Genomic DNA, 15159 nt, shown 5'->3' on the forward strand with positions numbered 1-15159 from the left:
CCTGCCTCATTCGGGAGACAGGGCCGTTCGTCCGGGTGCTTACGCGTCGCTCGGGCCGGGCTGGGCGTCCGGCGCCGTGCGCGAGCGTTGCCGCTTGATGTCGCGGCCGACCGCAAGCCGCCGCATGTACTTGAACGTACCGAGCGCCTTCGCGACGAAGTTGCCGTCGCTGTCGCGCACTTCGCCTTCGCAGTAGGCCATCGTCGTCGAGCGGTGCATCACGCGCCCGTAGGCGCGCAGTTCGCCGCGGCCCGGCTGCATGAAGTTCACCTTCATCTCGACCGTGACGACGCCGATGCCGTCGTCGGTCAGGCTGCGCGCCGCCATCGCGAGCGCGATGTCCGCGAGCGTCATCGTCACGCCGCCGTGCGCGATGCTCCACGTGTTCATGTGCCGCTCCTCGAGCGGCAGCACGATCTCGCTCGCCCCGTCCTTCGCGGACACGAGCTGCACGCCGAGCATGTCGACGAACGGGCTTTCGATCGACGGGCCGTCCGTCGGGGTTGCCGCGTCGCTCATCGTGCGCTGTCGACGATGTAGTCGACGCACTCGCGCGATTCGGCCACCGCAACGACGAATTTCTTCACTTCCTGGTGGATCGGGTGCACCTGGTATGCGTCGAGCGCGGCTTTGTCCGCGAAATCGGACACGAGCACGATGTCGGCGGTCGCGTCGAGGCCGGGCGTCGCCAGGCCGACGTCGATCTGCAAGGTGCCCGGCACGAGGTCGCGGCAGCCTTCGAGCTTTTCCTTCAGCTTCAGCGCGTTCTGTGCGCGCGTCGCGCCTTCGGCCGATTCTTTCAACTTCCACATCACAATATGTCTGATCACTTCGGTTGCTCCTGTTCGTGTTGGTTCGGCAGTGTGCCCGTCACCCTTAGCAGTCGGGTACCTTGCACCGTTCGCCCGGAATCGTGTCCAGTCTCAAGATCCGACCAGCGAAGGCAGGCGACAAGCCTACCAAACTTGCCGACGGCAATGGACAGTATCTGTTAGTGAATCTGTCCGACTCGAAGCTTTTGCGACACAAGTATGGAATCGCAGGGAAGGAGAATCTCTTCGCGATCGGAGAATATCCCACTGTCAGCCTTCAAGACGCTCTCCCGGCACGCGATGATGCCCGTGCACTCGTCAAGAAGGGATTGCATCCCTCCCATGCGAAGCACGAAGTGCTGTCCGCGCGTATCAACGAAGGCAGTTGTCAGTCCAATGATGCACCTCCGCCGCGCATAGCAGCATTAAAATTCAAGAGCTATGCCACGACCTACGCCGAATTTGCAAAAGAATAATTGCTGCCAGCCCGGAGAAGCCACTCATGAACTACGTTCGTCCAGACGTATACAAGGCCATCACTGAGAACGACATTGGTGAGGTTGTCTTTCAAGATCCATTAACGGACGATACTCGTAAAGCAAAGCGGAATCTCGTAGCAGGTAGCTTCACGGCATTGTTGATTGCGGCGTTGAATCTGCAGGTCAGTGGATTCCTGGGGTTACAAACTGCCGTTCACACTACATTGGAAAGCAGCATAACGAAGGGCCTTGCATGCCTCATAGTAGGCTATTTTCTTTCCGCATTCGCCCTCGCAGCCTATGTCGACTACTCCGCGTGGAAATTCACGCGCGAGCGCGCCCTGACCAAACCTTACCTTGATCTAGTGTCGATGCTGGAAGCTCATTTTCACATCACAGGCGAACAAGTGAAGAACGCGATGCACGGTCTCGATGGCACAGTGATCGAAACGGATATGCGGTCTCAAGTGCAATTCTCGTCGCAAATCTCCAGTGCGACCGGGCAACTCAAGGCAATCCAAGAAGGGATGAATTCGTTGCATGCAGAGGTAGCGCCACTCCTCGCCAAATGGGCGACTGTGATCACACGATCAGAGCGTCTTTCTTGGCGCCTACGAGCAAGATTCATCAGTCTTTGGCTCCTAGATCTTCTTCTGCCATTGCTGTTGGGCGGTTTGGCAATCTGGAAAACATACGACGGCTTGTCGTCCGTGCTTGTAAAGCTTGTGACCTGATAACGTCGAAAAACATGAACCCGAGAACACGATCACCCGGCTGGGGAATTCGGCGTCGATAAATGTCACGGGTGCCGCCCCGCCTTTCCGTGCATCTTTCCGCAAACAACCTCCGGAAAATAAAACCCCCCGCGTTCTGCGGGGTCCAGGTAGTAAGCAAACTTGTGATCAAGGTTTGTGACGGCTTTGCAACAACCGAACCTCATCAGCGCGCGCTTTCACGCAAAAGTACCCACCGGCACGCCAGATCAGATTTTTGTTCTGCACATCCTTGTCACTCATGGATCCACCGTCGGCCTTATTAAAGGCGAGTGGATCTCGGCAAAGCAACAGCACACTGGCGAAATTGAAACGCACATAGCTGTCCACAAAGTAGGCAGGCAAATCCTTGCTATAAGGGGATTGAGCAACCATATGGACTGTGAACCCGGCCCCCTGCATCCCGGTCACAAGATCTGGCTTGAGCACCTGATAGACGTATCGATTCTCATCAATAGCACCAATCGATCGTAGGATCGTAGATGTAACCGGGCCAAGGGTCAGCGCCACAATCCATAGCACATAAAACACCATCACGCCAGCAACGGTTGTCGTTTTAAAAATATCGAATGGCTTTTTATCTGAAATCTTTTCAAACAAATAGGCCATTCCCGGAAGAACACCTATAACACTATAAAAAATACATGCAACGAACACCCCAAAAGCCGCCCAGTCCGACATTTCCCCAGACGAGAAAACACTAAGACAGATAAACAAAGAAAGTGATACTGGCAATGCAGCAAATGTCGGAGCCACCATAAGCCTGAGCCAATGTCCCACGACACTAATAAAGCCCGATTTACTCGAATCCGAAAGCGAATTTCTCCACCGATAAATTACTGCAATCTCAAACAAAACCATCACACCGATGCTTATCAAAAACGTCCAACCACCAGAAGAGTCTGCAATCAGAGCTAGAACTCCAGCCGTTCCCAGCCACACGACCGGAGAAAAAATGAATAAGCACGCGATTGGATTTCTAATACTGGGCAATCCCGCAGCTTTCGCCACCTTGCTTTGCTCGTCGTAAACGCCAGCAGCACCCACTGAAATTATCGATGGCACACAAAATTGAACCGCCAGTACGAGTGTCAGCAAGCATGCTGACACGATCATGACTATCAACCCCGGCACCGACACCACCGACTCCTGAAACAATTGCTGCCATCCGATTTTCTTCAAATACGACCATATCAAAATGGCAGGCATGATCAAACCAATTGGAGCGAGCTTCCAAAGGACGTCTAGCGTATCTTTGACCACTGCAATCGCAGCGACGTAGTTTTTGTAGAACCTCTTGAAATCTTCCCACCCCGCGTCAGTTGGTGGATTCACTGTGCCCTGCTGCCCTCCGACACCATTTTGATTTTCTCCGTCAGAACTCATTGAGTGGACTCCCTTCCCCAAAGTAGCTTTGTTGTATAGCGTCAATTCTAAGAGCTTGTTGTGTTTCATCACCCTCGTAAATTTCACAGGCTCGCGACGTTAATCAGGCATACCATCCAGCTCGCCGCCTGCTTGCTCACGGTGGCGGTGCTTACTGACAGCCTTACCTGCCGCGACAACGTCTTCGGTATATTCCGCACAACCCGAGATCTTCAATGCGACACGACCGGTCTCGCCCGACTTGCCCTGCATACCACCGTTGCACGTGAGCACGTGTTCGGTCGTCGTGTTGCCCGTGAACCTCGAGTCCGGAATGTCCGCCAGCAGCTTTGCGCTGCGCAGAGTCGCGCCGTCTGCATTCAGCTCAAACTCCGTCCCGCCGATGTGAAACAAAATCCGCCCACCCGTCGCATTGAAACCGGCGACACGAGGTCGAAAGCCAAGGGAGCAGCAAGCGTGCGCTCATGGCTCGACAAACTTCGTTCAATGCCCACCCCCGACTGGCCCCCTGAGATGGCGCGGGACGCCGCCGCATGACCTCGCTCCCGGCCCTTTCTACCCTACGTCCGCTGCCGCGAAAACGGGAACACGCGAAGAAACTCCCGGCTATCGCCCTGGCGAGCGTCAATAGCACTTCGATGCGGCGAGACAGCAGCGTTCTAACACCGCCAAAAGCGATCCAAAAAGCCGAAGCGCCGCTCACGCGGCGCAAACCAATCCAGACGAACACAGCCTTGGCAGATTTGACCGACCGTCAGCGCCAAACGGTTCGACGTGTGAAGCACCCGATCACTCGATGGTCGCGATCGCATCGATTTCGATCAAATAACCGGGGGACAGCGTCGCGACACCGAGCACCACGTCCGCCGGCTTGTGATCTCCGAACAGCGCTGTCCGGGCACTTTCGATAATCGGCAAGCAGGCGTCACGGTCGTAATGGACGACGTAGATGGTGGTCCTGGCGACCCGCTCGGGCCGCGCACCGGCCGCAGCAAGTGCCCGCCCGAGATTGCCAAATACATGGCGCGCCGGTGCGTCAAGATCACCCTATCCAACCAGCTTGCCGTGTATGTCCTCGGGCTCCCGGCCCGAGATGAATACCATCTTGCTCCCCGTCGCAACGACGACTTGCGTGTACGTTTGAGGAACGGGCAGATCCTCGGGATTGATGCATTCGAGCGTCATTGAACAGGCCTCCTGCCGGGGTCGATTGTCAACACGCCAACACGTCGTGGCCAGGTCTGCAGGAATCGCACCGTTACCGGCCTTTTCGACCGATTCCCGCGACAAATGCTAGTAGAAGACGTCGAGGCGCTTCTTGGCTTCGTGGTCAGACGCAGGCTGGATCACGGCGCTGGAGACGCCGTTGCGGGACGGGAACGTCGATAAGCGCGCCGTATGCGCCGACGGATCTAATAGCGCGAACGCGGTCTTCGGTTGATTTGCAGGAATGCGGATTGCAGGGTGCATCCCGGCCTTTCGCGACAGTGGCCGGCACAAACACGACGATTAATTTCCTCTCTGGCATCAATCTCCGGAATGAAACACTATTGCCGATCGTTTCGCCATCGGATATCCGAACCGCATTCCCCGAATCAATTAAATCGCACATTTTACCGATCAGCGAGTAATAATTGCGACCGCATTTTCAATCAAGCATTGGAAAATCACAAAACATTATTGACTTCGACTTTCCCGTAAATTTAGAATCCCCTACGACGGCTTACGTTTTATTTTCTTTCACCGCGTGACTCGCCAGTCACCCGCACGAAGGCTCATTTCATTGCCTCTTCCGCGCCGCAAAGGGGCAACACGCCCTGCCGTTTCTGCGTTTAGCATTTATCGACCATTTGTTTATTTATTGCCTGATCTTTCTTTATCAGAAGCGTCAGCTCCGATTAATTCCGGTCACTCACCAGAATGACCGCGACAACAGATCAAACGGACCCCAGATCCGTTCATTCGACCACCCAGATAAAAAATCGCCAATCCAGCCATCAGGAGGGACATCAACATGCATCGCCTTGCGAAGTCGCTGTGTCTCGGGCTCGTCTGCGCCAGCCTGCTCGCGGCCTGCAACGACGACGACGTTCAGTCGAACAGCCCGCCGTCGAACAATGCCGCGCTGTCGTTCCGCATGGACGCCGGCGGCCAGATCAACGCGTTCTACCGACAGGACAAGGTCGCCGCGCACCTGCTCGTGCGTTCGTCGACGAAGCCGCGCCTGCTCGTGGTCTTCCCCGCCGGCAACAGCGGCACGGGGCTGTGGTTCGACGACACCGCGCAGCCGGTGAACTGGAGCCTCGACACGCCGCCGTCCGCGCTGTCTGCCCCCGACGGGCACGGCCGCCCGCTGTACGGTATCGGCGCCGACGTGTCGGTCGACACCGGTACGCTGACGATCCGCCAGGGCGTGCTCAGCAACGTGCGCTTCCTGCGCGACTTCAACGGCGGCGCGACGATTCCGCAGCAGATCATCACCGCGCCGACCGTCCAGGGCAGCGCCGCGCAATGGCAACGCGACCGGATCGACGGCGCGCCCGGCTATTCGCTCCGCATCACGCTGCGCGACGGCGGCAGCATCGCGCCGGCAGCCGGCGGCAAGCTCGTGCTGAACGCGCCGGCCGGCTCGCACACGCTCAAGTTGCACATCGATGCGTTGTCGGGCGAAACACCGTTGTCGCCGATCACGCGTGCCGACCTGTTCGCCCCGTCCGTGAACCCCGATCCGGTAAGCCAGAACGTGCTCGAGTTCCTGAGTTTCAACGACAAGCTGCTGGCCGGCTCGTGGCAATACGACACGTACTTCGGCCGCGACACGCTGATCTCGGTCCGCATGCTGATGCCCGTGCTCGAACCCGCGGCAATCGAGGCCGGCCTGTCGTCGGTGCTGAGCCGCCTGTCGGTCGACGGCAAGGTCGCGCACGAAGAAGGCATCGGCGAATTCGCGCTGGTCGACAACCAGAAGAACAGGAAACCGAACGATCCGACGCCGACCTACGACTACAAGATGATCGACAGCGACTACCTGCTCGCGCCGATCGCAGCCGCATGGCTGATCGACGATACGCGCGGCCAGGCGCGTGCTGCCGCGTATCTCGCGCAGCGCGGCAGCGACGGGCAGACCAACGGCAGCCGCCTGGTCGTGAACCTGCTGCACGTCGCGACGACCGCACAGGCGTTCGCTCAGCAGCCGTCGGTCGCGAACCTGATCCACCTGCGGCCCGGCGAGATCGTCGGCAACTGGCGCGACAGTACCGACGGCCTCGGCGGCGGCGTCTACCCGTACGACGTGAACGCGGTGCTCGTTCCGGCCGCGCTGCGCGCGGCGAACGCGTTCCTCGCGCATGGCCTGCTCGACCCGTACCTCGATGCCGGGCAGCGCGCGACGCTCGCCAACACGGCAAACGAAGCGGCCACGTGGGAGACGCAAGCGCCGCCACTGTTCCAGGTCGGCGTGCCGGCCACGCAGGCGACCACCGACGTGTCGGCCTATGCGCCGTCCGCCGGCGTGCCGGCCGGAGCCGCGCCAAGCGCACCGTTGGCCTTCTACGCGCTGTCGCTCGATCAGCAGGGCAATCCGATTCCGGTGATGAATTCGGACGGCGGCTTCGCGTTGCTGTTCGGCACGCCGCCGGACGACCAGCTCCAGCGGATCGTCACCGACGTCACGCGGCCGTTCCCGACCGGGCTCGTGACCGATGCCGGCATGCTGATCGCGAATCCTGCGTATGCGAGCCAGTCACTGTGGCCGAAATTCACGAGTTCCGCGTATCACGGAACGGTGGTCTGGTCGTGGCAGCAGGCGATGTGGGTGGCCGGGCTCGATCGCCAGCTCGCGCGCCAGGACCTGTCGGCCGCGACTCGCACGCTGCTCACGCAGGCACGGCAGACGATCTGGCAGGTAATCTCGAACGGGCGCGACATGCGGACATCGGAGATGTGGACGTGGTCCTACGTGAACGGCAAGTACCAGACCGACGCGTTCGGCACGCGCAGCGCCGATGCGACCGAAGCCAATGCGGCCCAGCTCTGGAGTACGACGTATCTCGCGATCCGCGATCCGCAGCAGCGCGCTGGCAAGTACTGGTGGCAGGCGTCGCGGCAGATGCAGGACGGGCAGCCGAAGAGCGCGACGGCGGTGGCGTCGCGCTAGCGCATCGCCTGTCGCCTGCCGGCCGGCAAGCAAAAGCCCCGGGGCGTTGCCGCCTCCGGGGCTTCGGTGGAACCCGGATTACCGTGACACCACGCGATTGCGCCCTTCCCGCTTCGCCGCATACAGTCGCTCGTCGACCACCCTGAGCAATGCGTCGACCGTACTTCCATCGACACCGTATTGCGCAACGCCGACACTGACCGTCACCTGCACGCGCTTGAAATCCAGCCCGAACGGCGAACTCGCGATCGACGAGCGCACGCGCTCGGCCGTCATCCGCGCGCCTTCGAGCGGCATGTCCGGCAGCAGCGCCATGAACTCCTCGCCGCCGACGCGCGCGAGCCCGCCCGCCGGCCGGATCGCCTCGAGGCACTGACGCACGACGCCGCGCAGCACCTCGTCGCCGATCTGGTGGCCGTACGCGTCGTTGATGTTCTTGAAATTGTCGAGATCGAGCGCGAGCAGGCAGAACGGCGTGCCGTCGCGTTCCGCCCGCACCATCTCGCGCTCGACCTGCGCGATGAACTGCCGGCGGTTCGACGCGCCCGTCATCGGATCGGTCGCGGCCATGTACTCGAGCTTCTGGTTCGTGCGGCGCAGTTCCTGCAACGCGCTCTCGGTACGCGCCATCGATTCCGACAGCCGGCTCATCAGGTCTTCCTGGCTGTAGATCGCCGAGAACGAGCGGGTCGTCTGCAGCGCCTGCACGACGCCGTAGCTGAGCAGGAAGAAGCCGCCCGCAAATATCGCGTGCGCCAGCCACCACATGTGGTTCCACGGCTTGCCGAGTATGAATGCGAGCGAAGACAGCGCGAATGCCATGATCGACACGCCGTAGATCACCATCAGTGGCGAGCGGATCCGCCGCGCGAGCAGCAGGCAGACGTTCAGCAGCGAGAACACGAGCGCGCCGCCCTCCATCGACAGCCGCGTCCCGAGCGCGCCGGCAATCGGCGAATACGCGACATAGGCGACGACGACGTTGACGATCACAAAGAACGCGATCCACGGCAGCCACGTCCGCGCGCTCGTGCGTTTCTCGATCCGGTCGGACGGACGCGAATACGACAGCAGACCCGTCAGCAGCAGGATCGACATCACGAGCCGCGACGCAGGCCCGTACAGCAGAAACAGCCAGATATTGTGGTGCGCCATCCCGGTGAACGCACCGTGCAGCGCATAGATCATCGCGAAGCCGAGAAAGCCGAGCGTCAGCCAGCGCAGCAGCGGCTCGCCGGACGACCGGTAGCACACCCACGTCACGTAGGTGACGAACGCGCCTTCGAGGGTCGCGGCCGCGATCGCGATTTCATGGAATGCGTGGCTCTCGAACACGACGTGCGGGTCGCTGAAGAACCACAGGTAGGCAATCAGATACGCAGGCAGCAACGCGAATCCGATCAGCAGGCATTTCGCGTAGAGCCTGGCGGCCGCGCTGACGACGCGCGGCGGTTCCCCGTCTGCATAGGTCGTACTCATTCGGTCCCCGGTCGGTCTGCTGCGTTGGTTCGAACCTTCGCGGCACGGATCGCGCGATGCACGATCCTGCCCATCGTGCCGAAAGGCAAATGTCAGAGCAAGTATAGGTGGGGCAATTCGTTTGACAAGTAAGGGGAAACGGCATTACCGGGCGCATGCCTTTTGCTTCCCGATTGTTTCGAATCGCGGTTCTGTCACGCCGATTCACGTCGCGGCCGCGAGCGCCGCCGAAGCGACACCGCGGCCGGTAAAAGATCAGAGGATTTCGAACAGGCCGGCCGCACCCTGCCCGCCGCCGATGCACATCGTGACGACCACGTACTTCACGCCGCGCCGCTTGCCTTCGATCAGCGCATGGCCCGTCAGGCGCGCGCCCGACACGCCGTACGGATGGCCGACCGCGATCGCACCGCCGTTCACGTTCAGGCGATCCTCAGGAATCCCGAGTGTGTCGCGGCAGTACAGCACCTGCACCGCGAACGCTTCGTTCAGCTCCCACAAGCCGATGTCGTCGACCTTCAATCCTGCCTGCTTCAGCAGCTTGGGCACCGCGAACACGGGGCCGATGCCCATCTCGTCCGGCTCGCAGCCGGCCACCGCGAAGCCGCGGAACACGCCCAGCGGCTGCAACCCTTCGCGCTGCGCGGCATCGGCGCTCATCACGACGCATGCCGACGCGCCGTCCGAGAACTGGCTCGCGTTGCCGGCGGTGATCACGCCGCCCGGCACGGCCGAACGGATCTTCGACACGCCTTCGAGCGTCGTATCGGGGCGAATGCCTTCGTCGGACGATACCGTCACTTCCTTCGTGAACAGGCGGCCCGTCGCCTTGTCGGCGATGCCCGCGAGCACCGTGATCGGCACGATCTCGTCGCGAAAGCGCCCGGCTTCCTGTGCGGCCGCGGCGCGCAGCTGCGACTGCACGCCATACTCGTCCTGCCGCTCCTTCGAGATGCCGTAGCGCTTCGCGACGTTCTCGGCCGTCTGCAGCATGTTCCAGTAGATCTCGGGCTTGTGCTGAACGAGCCAGCCTTCCTGGACCATATGCCGGTTCATCTCGTTCTGCACGCACGAGATCGATTCGACGCCGCCGGCAACATACACCTCGCCTTCGCCCGCGATGATCCGCTGCGCGGCAAGCGCGATGGTCTGCAGCCCCGACGAGCAGAAACGGTTCACCGTCATCCCCGGCACGGTCACGGGCAGCCCCGCGCGCAGCGCGATCTGCCGCGCGATGTTCGCGCCGGTCGCGCCTTCGGGGTTCGCGCAGCCCATGATCACGTCCTCGACGCGCGCGGGGTCGAGCTTCGCGCGTTCGAGCGCGGCCGCGACCACGTGGCCGCCGAGCGTCGCGCCGTGCGTCATGTTGAATGCGCCACGCCAGGATTTCGCCAGCGGCGTGCGGGCGGTCGATACGATTACGGCTTCGGTCATGCGAGTCTCCTTCGGTCCTGCTTCATATCGGATAGGGAAATGCGCTACGCCGCCGGGCGCGCGCCCGCGGACGTCACATGCGCGACGCCCGCTGCCTGCATCTGTTGCCATGCGTGCGCGAGCGACCCGTTCAGGTCGATCGCACGGCACGCATCGTTGATCACCGCGGCTTCGAAACCGGCCGCGCGCGCATCGAGCGCCGACCACGCGACGCAATAGTCGGTCGCGAGCCCGCAGCACCACACGCGCTTCGCACCGAGCTCGCGCAGGTAGCCTGCGAGCCCCGTGCGCGTCGTGCGATCGGCTTCGACGAACGCGGAATAGCTGTCGACCTGCGCGTCGCTACCCTTGCGGATCACGAGCCGCGCGTGCGGGATGTCGAGGTCGCGATGCAGCGCCGCGCCGTCGGTGTCCTGCACGCAATGCACGGGCCACAGCACCTGCTCGCCGTACGGCAGCGCGAGCGTGGAAAACGGCTCGCGGCCCGGATGGTTCGCCGCGAACGACACGTGCTCGCGCGGGTGCCAGTCCTGCGTCAGCACGACCTGGTCGAAGCGCTGCGCGAGCGCGTTGATCACCGGCACGACCGCATCGCCGTCGGGCACCGCGAGCGCGCCGCCCGGCATGAAGTCGTATTGCACGTCGATCACCAGCAGGACGTCGTCGGTGCGTTTCATTGCGTTTCTCCAGACGGGATCGGTCGCGCCGCCATACAGCGTCGTCAGCCGTTGAACCCGCGGCCGGCCTTCGCCAGTTCCGCGATCGACGGCGCAAGCTGCCATGCGTCGCCGTTCGGCGCCGCCGCGTAGCGACGAATCGCACGCTCGACGTTGTAGAGGCCGACCACGTCCGCGTACAGCATCGGGCCGCCGCGCCACAGCGGGAAGCCATAGCCGGTCAGGTAGACCATGTCGATGTCGGACGCCTTCGACGCGATCTTCTCCTCGAGAATCTTCGCGCCTTCGTTGACGAGCGCCAGCACCAGCCGCTCGACGATCTCGTCGTCGCCGATCTTGCGCCGCTCGACGCCGCGCTCCGTCGAATACGCGACGACCATCTCGTCGACCAGCGACGACGGCTTCGCCTTGCGATCGCCCGGCACGTAGTCGTACCAGCCGGCGCCCGTCTTCTGGCCGAAGCGGCCCTGTTCGCACAGGCGGTCGGCGATCTTCGAGTACTGCAGATCGGGTTTCTCGACATAGCGCCGCTTGCGGATCGCCCAGCCGATGTCATTGCCGGCGAGGTCGCTCATCCGGAACGGCCCCATCGCGAAACCGAACTTCTCGATCGCGCGGTCGACCTGCGCGGGCAGCGCGCCTTCCTCGAGCATGAACAGCGCCTGGCGGATGTACTGCTCGATCATCCGGTTGCCGATGAAGCCGTCGCACACGCCCGACACGACCGCCGTCTTGCGGATCTTCTTCGCGACCGCCATCACGGTGGCGAGTACGTCTTTCGCGGTCTGCGCGCCGCGCACGACCTCGAGCAGCTTCATCACGTTCGCCGGGCTGAAGAAGTGCATGCCGACGACGTCCTGCGGGCGCTTCGTGAACGCCGCGATCTTGTCGACGTCGAGCGTCGACGTGTTCGACGCGAGGATCGCACCCGGCTTCGCGACTTCGTCGAGCTTCCTGAACACCTGCTCCTTCACGCCGAGTTCCTCGAACACGGCTTCGACGATCAGGTCGGCATCCTTCAGGTCGTCGTAGGACAGCGTCGGCGCGATCAGCGCCATGCGCGCGTCGAGCTTCTCCTGCGTGAGCTTGCCCTTCTTCACCTGCGCATCGTAGTTCTTGCGGATCGTCGCGATGCCACGCTCGAGCGCATCCTGCTTCGTCTCGAGCAGCGTGACGGGCAGGCCCGCATTGATGAAGTTCATCGCGATCCCGCCGCCCATCGTGCCCGCGCCGATCACGCCGACGCGGCGGATCTCGCGCAGCGGCGTGTCCGACGGCACGTCGGGAATCTTGCTCGCCGCCCGTTCGCCGAAGAACGCATGGCGCAGCGCACGGCTTTCAGGCGTCATCATCAGCGCGACGAAACCCTCGCGTTCGGCGATGCTGCCCTTGTCGAAGCCGTGCAGCACGCCGGCCTCGATCGCATCGATGCACTTGTGCGGCGCGGGGAAATTCGGCGCGGCGGCCTGCGCGGAATTGCGCGCGAACTGGATGAAGCCTGCGGCGTTGTCGTGGATGATCTTGCGATCTCGCACGCGCGGATGCGGCCCCTTCTGTGCGCCGGCCTTCTGTGCGAACGCGACGGCCGCGTCGAGCAGGTCGCCGTCGGCCATGGCGTCGAACAGCCCGCTTTTCGCCAGTTGCTCCGACAGCACGGGCGCGCCCGACACGATCATGTTCAGCGCGGTTTCGAGCCCCACCGCGCGCGGCAGGCGCTGCGTGCCGCCCGCGCCCGGCAGCAGGCCGAGCTTCACTTCGGGCAGCGCGACCTGCGCGCCGGGCGCCGCGACGCGGTAGTGCGCGCCGAGCGCGAGCTCGAGGCCGCCACCCATCACGACGCTGTGCAGCGCCGCGACGACGGGCTTCGCGCTCGCCTCCACCGCGCGGATCACGGTGTGCAGCGTCGGCTCCTGCAGCGCCTTCGGCGTATTGAATTCGGTGATGTCAGCCCCGCCCGAAAACGCGCGGCCGGCGCCGGTCAGCACGATGGCCGTGACCGACGGATCCTGCGCGGCGCGATCGAGCGCGTCCATGACGCCCTGGCGGGTCGACAGGCCGAGCCCGTTGACGGGCGGATTGTTGAGCGTGATGACGGCCACGCCGTCGCGAGTCGAGTAATCCACTGCCATCTGCCTGCCTCCATGCATCGCGCGCCGGGGTGGCTGCGCTTCATTGTGCGCGGTCGAACAGCCGCATGTCCGGATGAACTGAGGCAGCATACAACAAAAAAGCACGGTCGTTCAATTTGAATTTTGTTCCCGATCCGGGGACGGATCGGGCGACCGGTCTGCGGGCCGTCGCCGGCCCGGGGCGCAACGCTTACGGCTCGCACACCGCCGTCGGCAACACGTAATTGCGGAACGTCTCGCGCAGCTTCAGCTTCTGCAGCTTGCCGGTCGCGGTGTGCGGCAGCGATTCGACGAACACGACGTCGTCGGGGATCCACCATTTCGCGACCTTGCCTTCGTAGAACGCGAGCAATGTGTCGCGGTTCAGGTTCGCGCCTTCGCGCGGCACCACGACGAGCAACGGACGCTCGGTCCATTTCGGGTGCGCACAGGCGATGCACGCGGCTTCGGCCACGCCCGGGTGCGCAATCGCGACGTTCTCGATATCGATCGAGCTGATCCACTCGCCGCCCGACTTGATCACGTCCTTGCTGCGGTCGGTGATCTGCAGGAAGCCGTCGGGGTCGATCGTCGCGACGTCGCCGGTCGGGAACCAGCCGTCCGTCAGCGGCGACGTATCGCCGCGAAAGTAGTGGTCGATCACCCACGGCCCGCGTACCTGCAACTCGCCGAACGCGACGCCGTCCCACGGCAGCTCGTGGCCGTCCTCGCCGACGATGCGCATGTCGACGCCGCAGATCACGCGCCCCTGCTTCTCGAGCAGCTTGCGCTGCGCGTCGAGCGGCCGCTGCGACTGCGCCCAGTTGAGCTTCGCGAGCGTGCCGAGCGGCGACAGTTCGGTCATCCCCCATGCATGGATCACGCGCACGCCGTATTCGTCCTCGAAGGTGCGCAGCATCGCGGGCGGGCACGCGGAGCCGCCGATCACCGTGCGGTTCAGCGTCGAGAAGCGCACACCGGCTTCACGCATGTAGTTCAGCAGCCCGAGCCACACGGTCGGCACGCCCGCGGAGAACGTCACGCGCTCGGCTTCCATCAGCTCGTACAGCGATTTCCCGTCGAGATCCTTGCCGGGCAGCACGAGCTTGCCGCCCGTGAGCGGCACGGCGTACGGCAGCCCCCATGCGTTGACGTGGAACATCGGCACGACGGGCAGCACGGCGTCCATCGCGGACAGGTTCATCGCGTCGGGCAGCGCGGCGCCATACGCGTGCAGCACGGTCGAACGATTCGAATACAGCACGCCCTTCGGGTTGCCGGTCGTGCCCGACGTGTAGCAGAGTCCCGACGCCTGCTGCTCGTCGAGGCGCGGCCAGTCATAACGGCCGTCCTCGGCTTCGACGAGCGTTTCGTAGCAGAGGTACGGCGTCGCGCCCGACGGCAGGTGCGCGACATCGGTCATCGCGACCCAGCCCTTCACATGCGGGCACTGCGGCGCGATGGCGTCGACGAGCGGCGCGAAATTGATGTCGAAGAAGACGTAGCGGTCTTCCGCGTGATTGACGATGAATGCGATCTGCTCGGGGAACAGGCGCGGGTTGATCGTGTGGCATACGGCGCCCATCCCGCCGATCCCGTAGTACGCCTCCAGATGCCGGTAGCCGTTCCACGCCAGCGTGCCGACGCGGTCGCCGGCTGCGACGCCGAGCCGCGCGAGCGCCTGCGCCAGCTGCTTCGCGCGGCGTTCGCAATCGCGGTACGTGTAGCGATGCAGGTCGCCTTCCACGCGCTTCGACACGATCTCCGTGTCGCCGGCGTGCCGCGCGGCATGCGAAATCAGCGAGGACACCAGCAGCGGCATGTCCATCATCTGGCCCAGCAACGGCTTACCCAT

12 protein-coding genes and 2 pseudogenes are annotated in these 15159 nt (G+C 63.0%); 4 read left to right on the forward strand and 10 right to left on the reverse strand.

What is annotated here, in order from left to right:
- Positions 1 to 39: 39 nt before the first annotated feature.
- On the reverse strand, positions 40 to 519 hold the full coding sequence (locus HWX87_RS11505; protein WP_046545900.1) for a PaaI family thioesterase: 480 nt from the start codon (positions 517 to 519) through the stop codon (positions 40 to 42).
- Complete coding sequence (locus tag HWX87_RS11510; protein ID WP_176047244.1) at positions 516 to 830, reverse strand: Dabb family protein; 315 nt, start codon at positions 828 to 830, stop codon at positions 516 to 518. Before HWX87_RS11510 ends, HWX87_RS11505 begins: the two co-directional genes overlap by 4 nt.
- Positions 831 to 913: 83 nt before the next feature.
- Between HWX87_RS11510 and HWX87_RS11515 the strand changes: the two genes are divergently transcribed.
- Together HWX87_RS11515 and HWX87_RS11520 are read left to right on the forward strand one after the other, a co-directional pair.
- Complete coding sequence (locus HWX87_RS11515; protein ID WP_244137655.1) at positions 914 to 1288, forward strand: Arm DNA-binding domain-containing protein; 375 nt, start codon at positions 914 to 916, stop codon at positions 1286 to 1288.
- A gap of 26 nt (positions 1289 to 1314) precedes the next feature.
- The gene (locus tag HWX87_RS11520) at positions 1315 to 2025 is read left to right on the forward strand and encodes a hypothetical protein (RefSeq protein WP_176047245.1); all 711 of its coding nucleotides are present in this window, start codon (positions 1315 to 1317) and stop codon (positions 2023 to 2025) included.
- 168 nt (positions 2026 to 2193) lie between these two features.
- Here HWX87_RS11520 and HWX87_RS11525 read toward each other — a convergent pair whose 3' ends face one another.
- The 3 genes and pseudogenes from HWX87_RS11525 to HWX87_RS37990 form a co-directional block, all read right to left on the reverse strand.
- Positions 2194 to 3519 carry a hypothetical protein gene (locus HWX87_RS11525; RefSeq protein WP_176047246.1) on the reverse strand — a complete coding sequence of 442 codons (1326 nt, stop codon included), beginning with the start codon at positions 3517 to 3519 and terminating at the stop codon, positions 2194 to 2196.
- Positions 3520 to 3549: 30 nt separating this feature from the next.
- Positions 3550 to 3855, reverse strand: a pseudogene (locus HWX87_RS11530) (phage baseplate assembly protein V); the annotation flags it as partial.
- A gap of 384 nt (positions 3856 to 4239) precedes the next feature.
- A pseudogene (locus HWX87_RS37990) lies at positions 4240 to 4434 on the reverse strand (RidA family protein); the annotation flags it as partial.
- Here HWX87_RS37990 and HWX87_RS37995 point away from each other — a divergent pair.
- Both HWX87_RS37995 and HWX87_RS11540 read left to right on the forward strand, forming a co-directional pair.
- A complete protein-coding gene (locus HWX87_RS37995) occupies positions 4387 to 4638 on the forward strand; it encodes a hypothetical protein (protein ID WP_244137656.1) in 252 nt (83 codons plus the stop codon). The pseudogene HWX87_RS37990 and the gene HWX87_RS37995 sit on opposite strands and share 48 nt — an antisense overlap.
- Before the next feature lie 826 nt (positions 4639 to 5464).
- Positions 5465 to 7606, forward strand: a complete 2142-nt coding sequence (locus tag HWX87_RS11540) for a hypothetical protein (protein WP_176047248.1) — start codon at positions 5465 to 5467, stop codon at positions 7604 to 7606.
- Between the two features lie 78 nt (positions 7607 to 7684).
- On the opposite strand, the gene HWX87_RS11545 is transcribed toward HWX87_RS11540, so the two are convergent.
- The 5 genes from HWX87_RS11545 to HWX87_RS11565 all read right to left on the reverse strand — a co-directional run bounded on the left by HWX87_RS11545 (position 7685) and on the right by HWX87_RS11565 (position 15159).
- Positions 7685 to 9085: a GGDEF domain-containing protein gene (locus HWX87_RS11545; protein ID WP_176047249.1), complete on the reverse strand. Its 1401-nt coding sequence runs from the start codon at positions 9083 to 9085 to the stop codon at positions 7685 to 7687.
- Positions 9086 to 9340: 255 nt separating this feature from the next.
- Entirely contained in the window at positions 9341 to 10519 is a 1179-nt protein-coding gene (locus HWX87_RS11550) for an acetyl-CoA C-acyltransferase (RefSeq protein WP_176047250.1), read from the reverse strand.
- Between the two features lie 44 nt (positions 10520 to 10563).
- Positions 10564 to 11196, reverse strand: a complete 633-nt coding sequence (gene pncA, locus HWX87_RS11555) for a bifunctional nicotinamidase/pyrazinamidase (protein ID WP_176047251.1) — start codon at positions 11194 to 11196, stop codon at positions 10564 to 10566.
- 44 nt (positions 11197 to 11240) lie between these two features.
- Complete coding sequence (locus HWX87_RS11560) at positions 11241 to 13325, reverse strand: 3-hydroxyacyl-CoA dehydrogenase NAD-binding domain-containing protein (protein ID WP_176047252.1); 2085 nt, start codon at positions 13323 to 13325, stop codon at positions 11241 to 11243.
- A 190-nt stretch (positions 13326 to 13515) separates the two neighbouring features.
- Positions 13516 to 15159: a 3-(methylthio)propionyl-CoA ligase gene (locus tag HWX87_RS11565; RefSeq protein ID WP_176047253.1), complete on the reverse strand. Its 1644-nt coding sequence runs from the start codon at positions 15157 to 15159 to the stop codon at positions 13516 to 13518.

Origin of the sequence: Burkholderia sp. BCC1644, from assembly GCF_902833225.1 — a bacterium.
Taxonomy (GTDB): Bacteria; Pseudomonadota; Gammaproteobacteria; order Burkholderiales; family Burkholderiaceae; genus Burkholderia.

Bases quoted from the DNA above. Each gene is read 5' to 3' on its own strand.
- HWX87_RS11505 (WP_046545900.1), bottom strand. From the start codon at position 519: ATGAGCGACGCGGCAACCCCGACGGACGGCCCGTCGATCGAAAGCCCG.
- HWX87_RS11520 (WP_176047245.1), top strand. From the start codon at position 1,315: ATGAACTACGTTCGTCCAGACGTATACAAGGCCATCACTGAGAACGAC.
- HWX87_RS11525 (WP_176047246.1), bottom strand. From the start codon at position 3,519: ATGAAACACAACAAGCTCTTAGAATTGACGCTATACAACAAAGCTACT.
- HWX87_RS37995 (WP_244137656.1), top strand. From the start codon at position 4,387: ATGGACGACGTAGATGGTGGTCCTGGCGACCCGCTCGGGCCGCGCACC.
- HWX87_RS11540 (WP_176047248.1), top strand. From the start codon at position 5,465: ATGCATCGCCTTGCGAAGTCGCTGTGTCTCGGGCTCGTCTGCGCCAGC.
- HWX87_RS11545 (WP_176047249.1), bottom strand. From the start codon at position 9,085: ATGAGTACGACCTATGCAGACGGGGAACCGCCGCGCGTCGTCAGCGCG.
- HWX87_RS11550 (WP_176047250.1), bottom strand. From the start codon at position 10,519: ATGACCGAAGCCGTAATCGTATCGACCGCCCGCACGCCGCTGGCGAAA.
- pncA (WP_176047251.1), bottom strand. From the start codon at position 11,196: ATGAAACGCACCGACGACGTCCTGCTGGTGATCGACGTGCAATACGAC.
- HWX87_RS11560 (WP_176047252.1), bottom strand. From the start codon at position 13,325: ATGGCAGTGGATTACTCGACTCGCGACGGCGTGGCCGTCATCACGCTC.
- HWX87_RS11565 (WP_176047253.1), bottom strand. From the start codon at position 15,159: ATGGGTAAGCCGTTGCTGGGCCAGATGATGGACATGCCGCTGCTGGTG.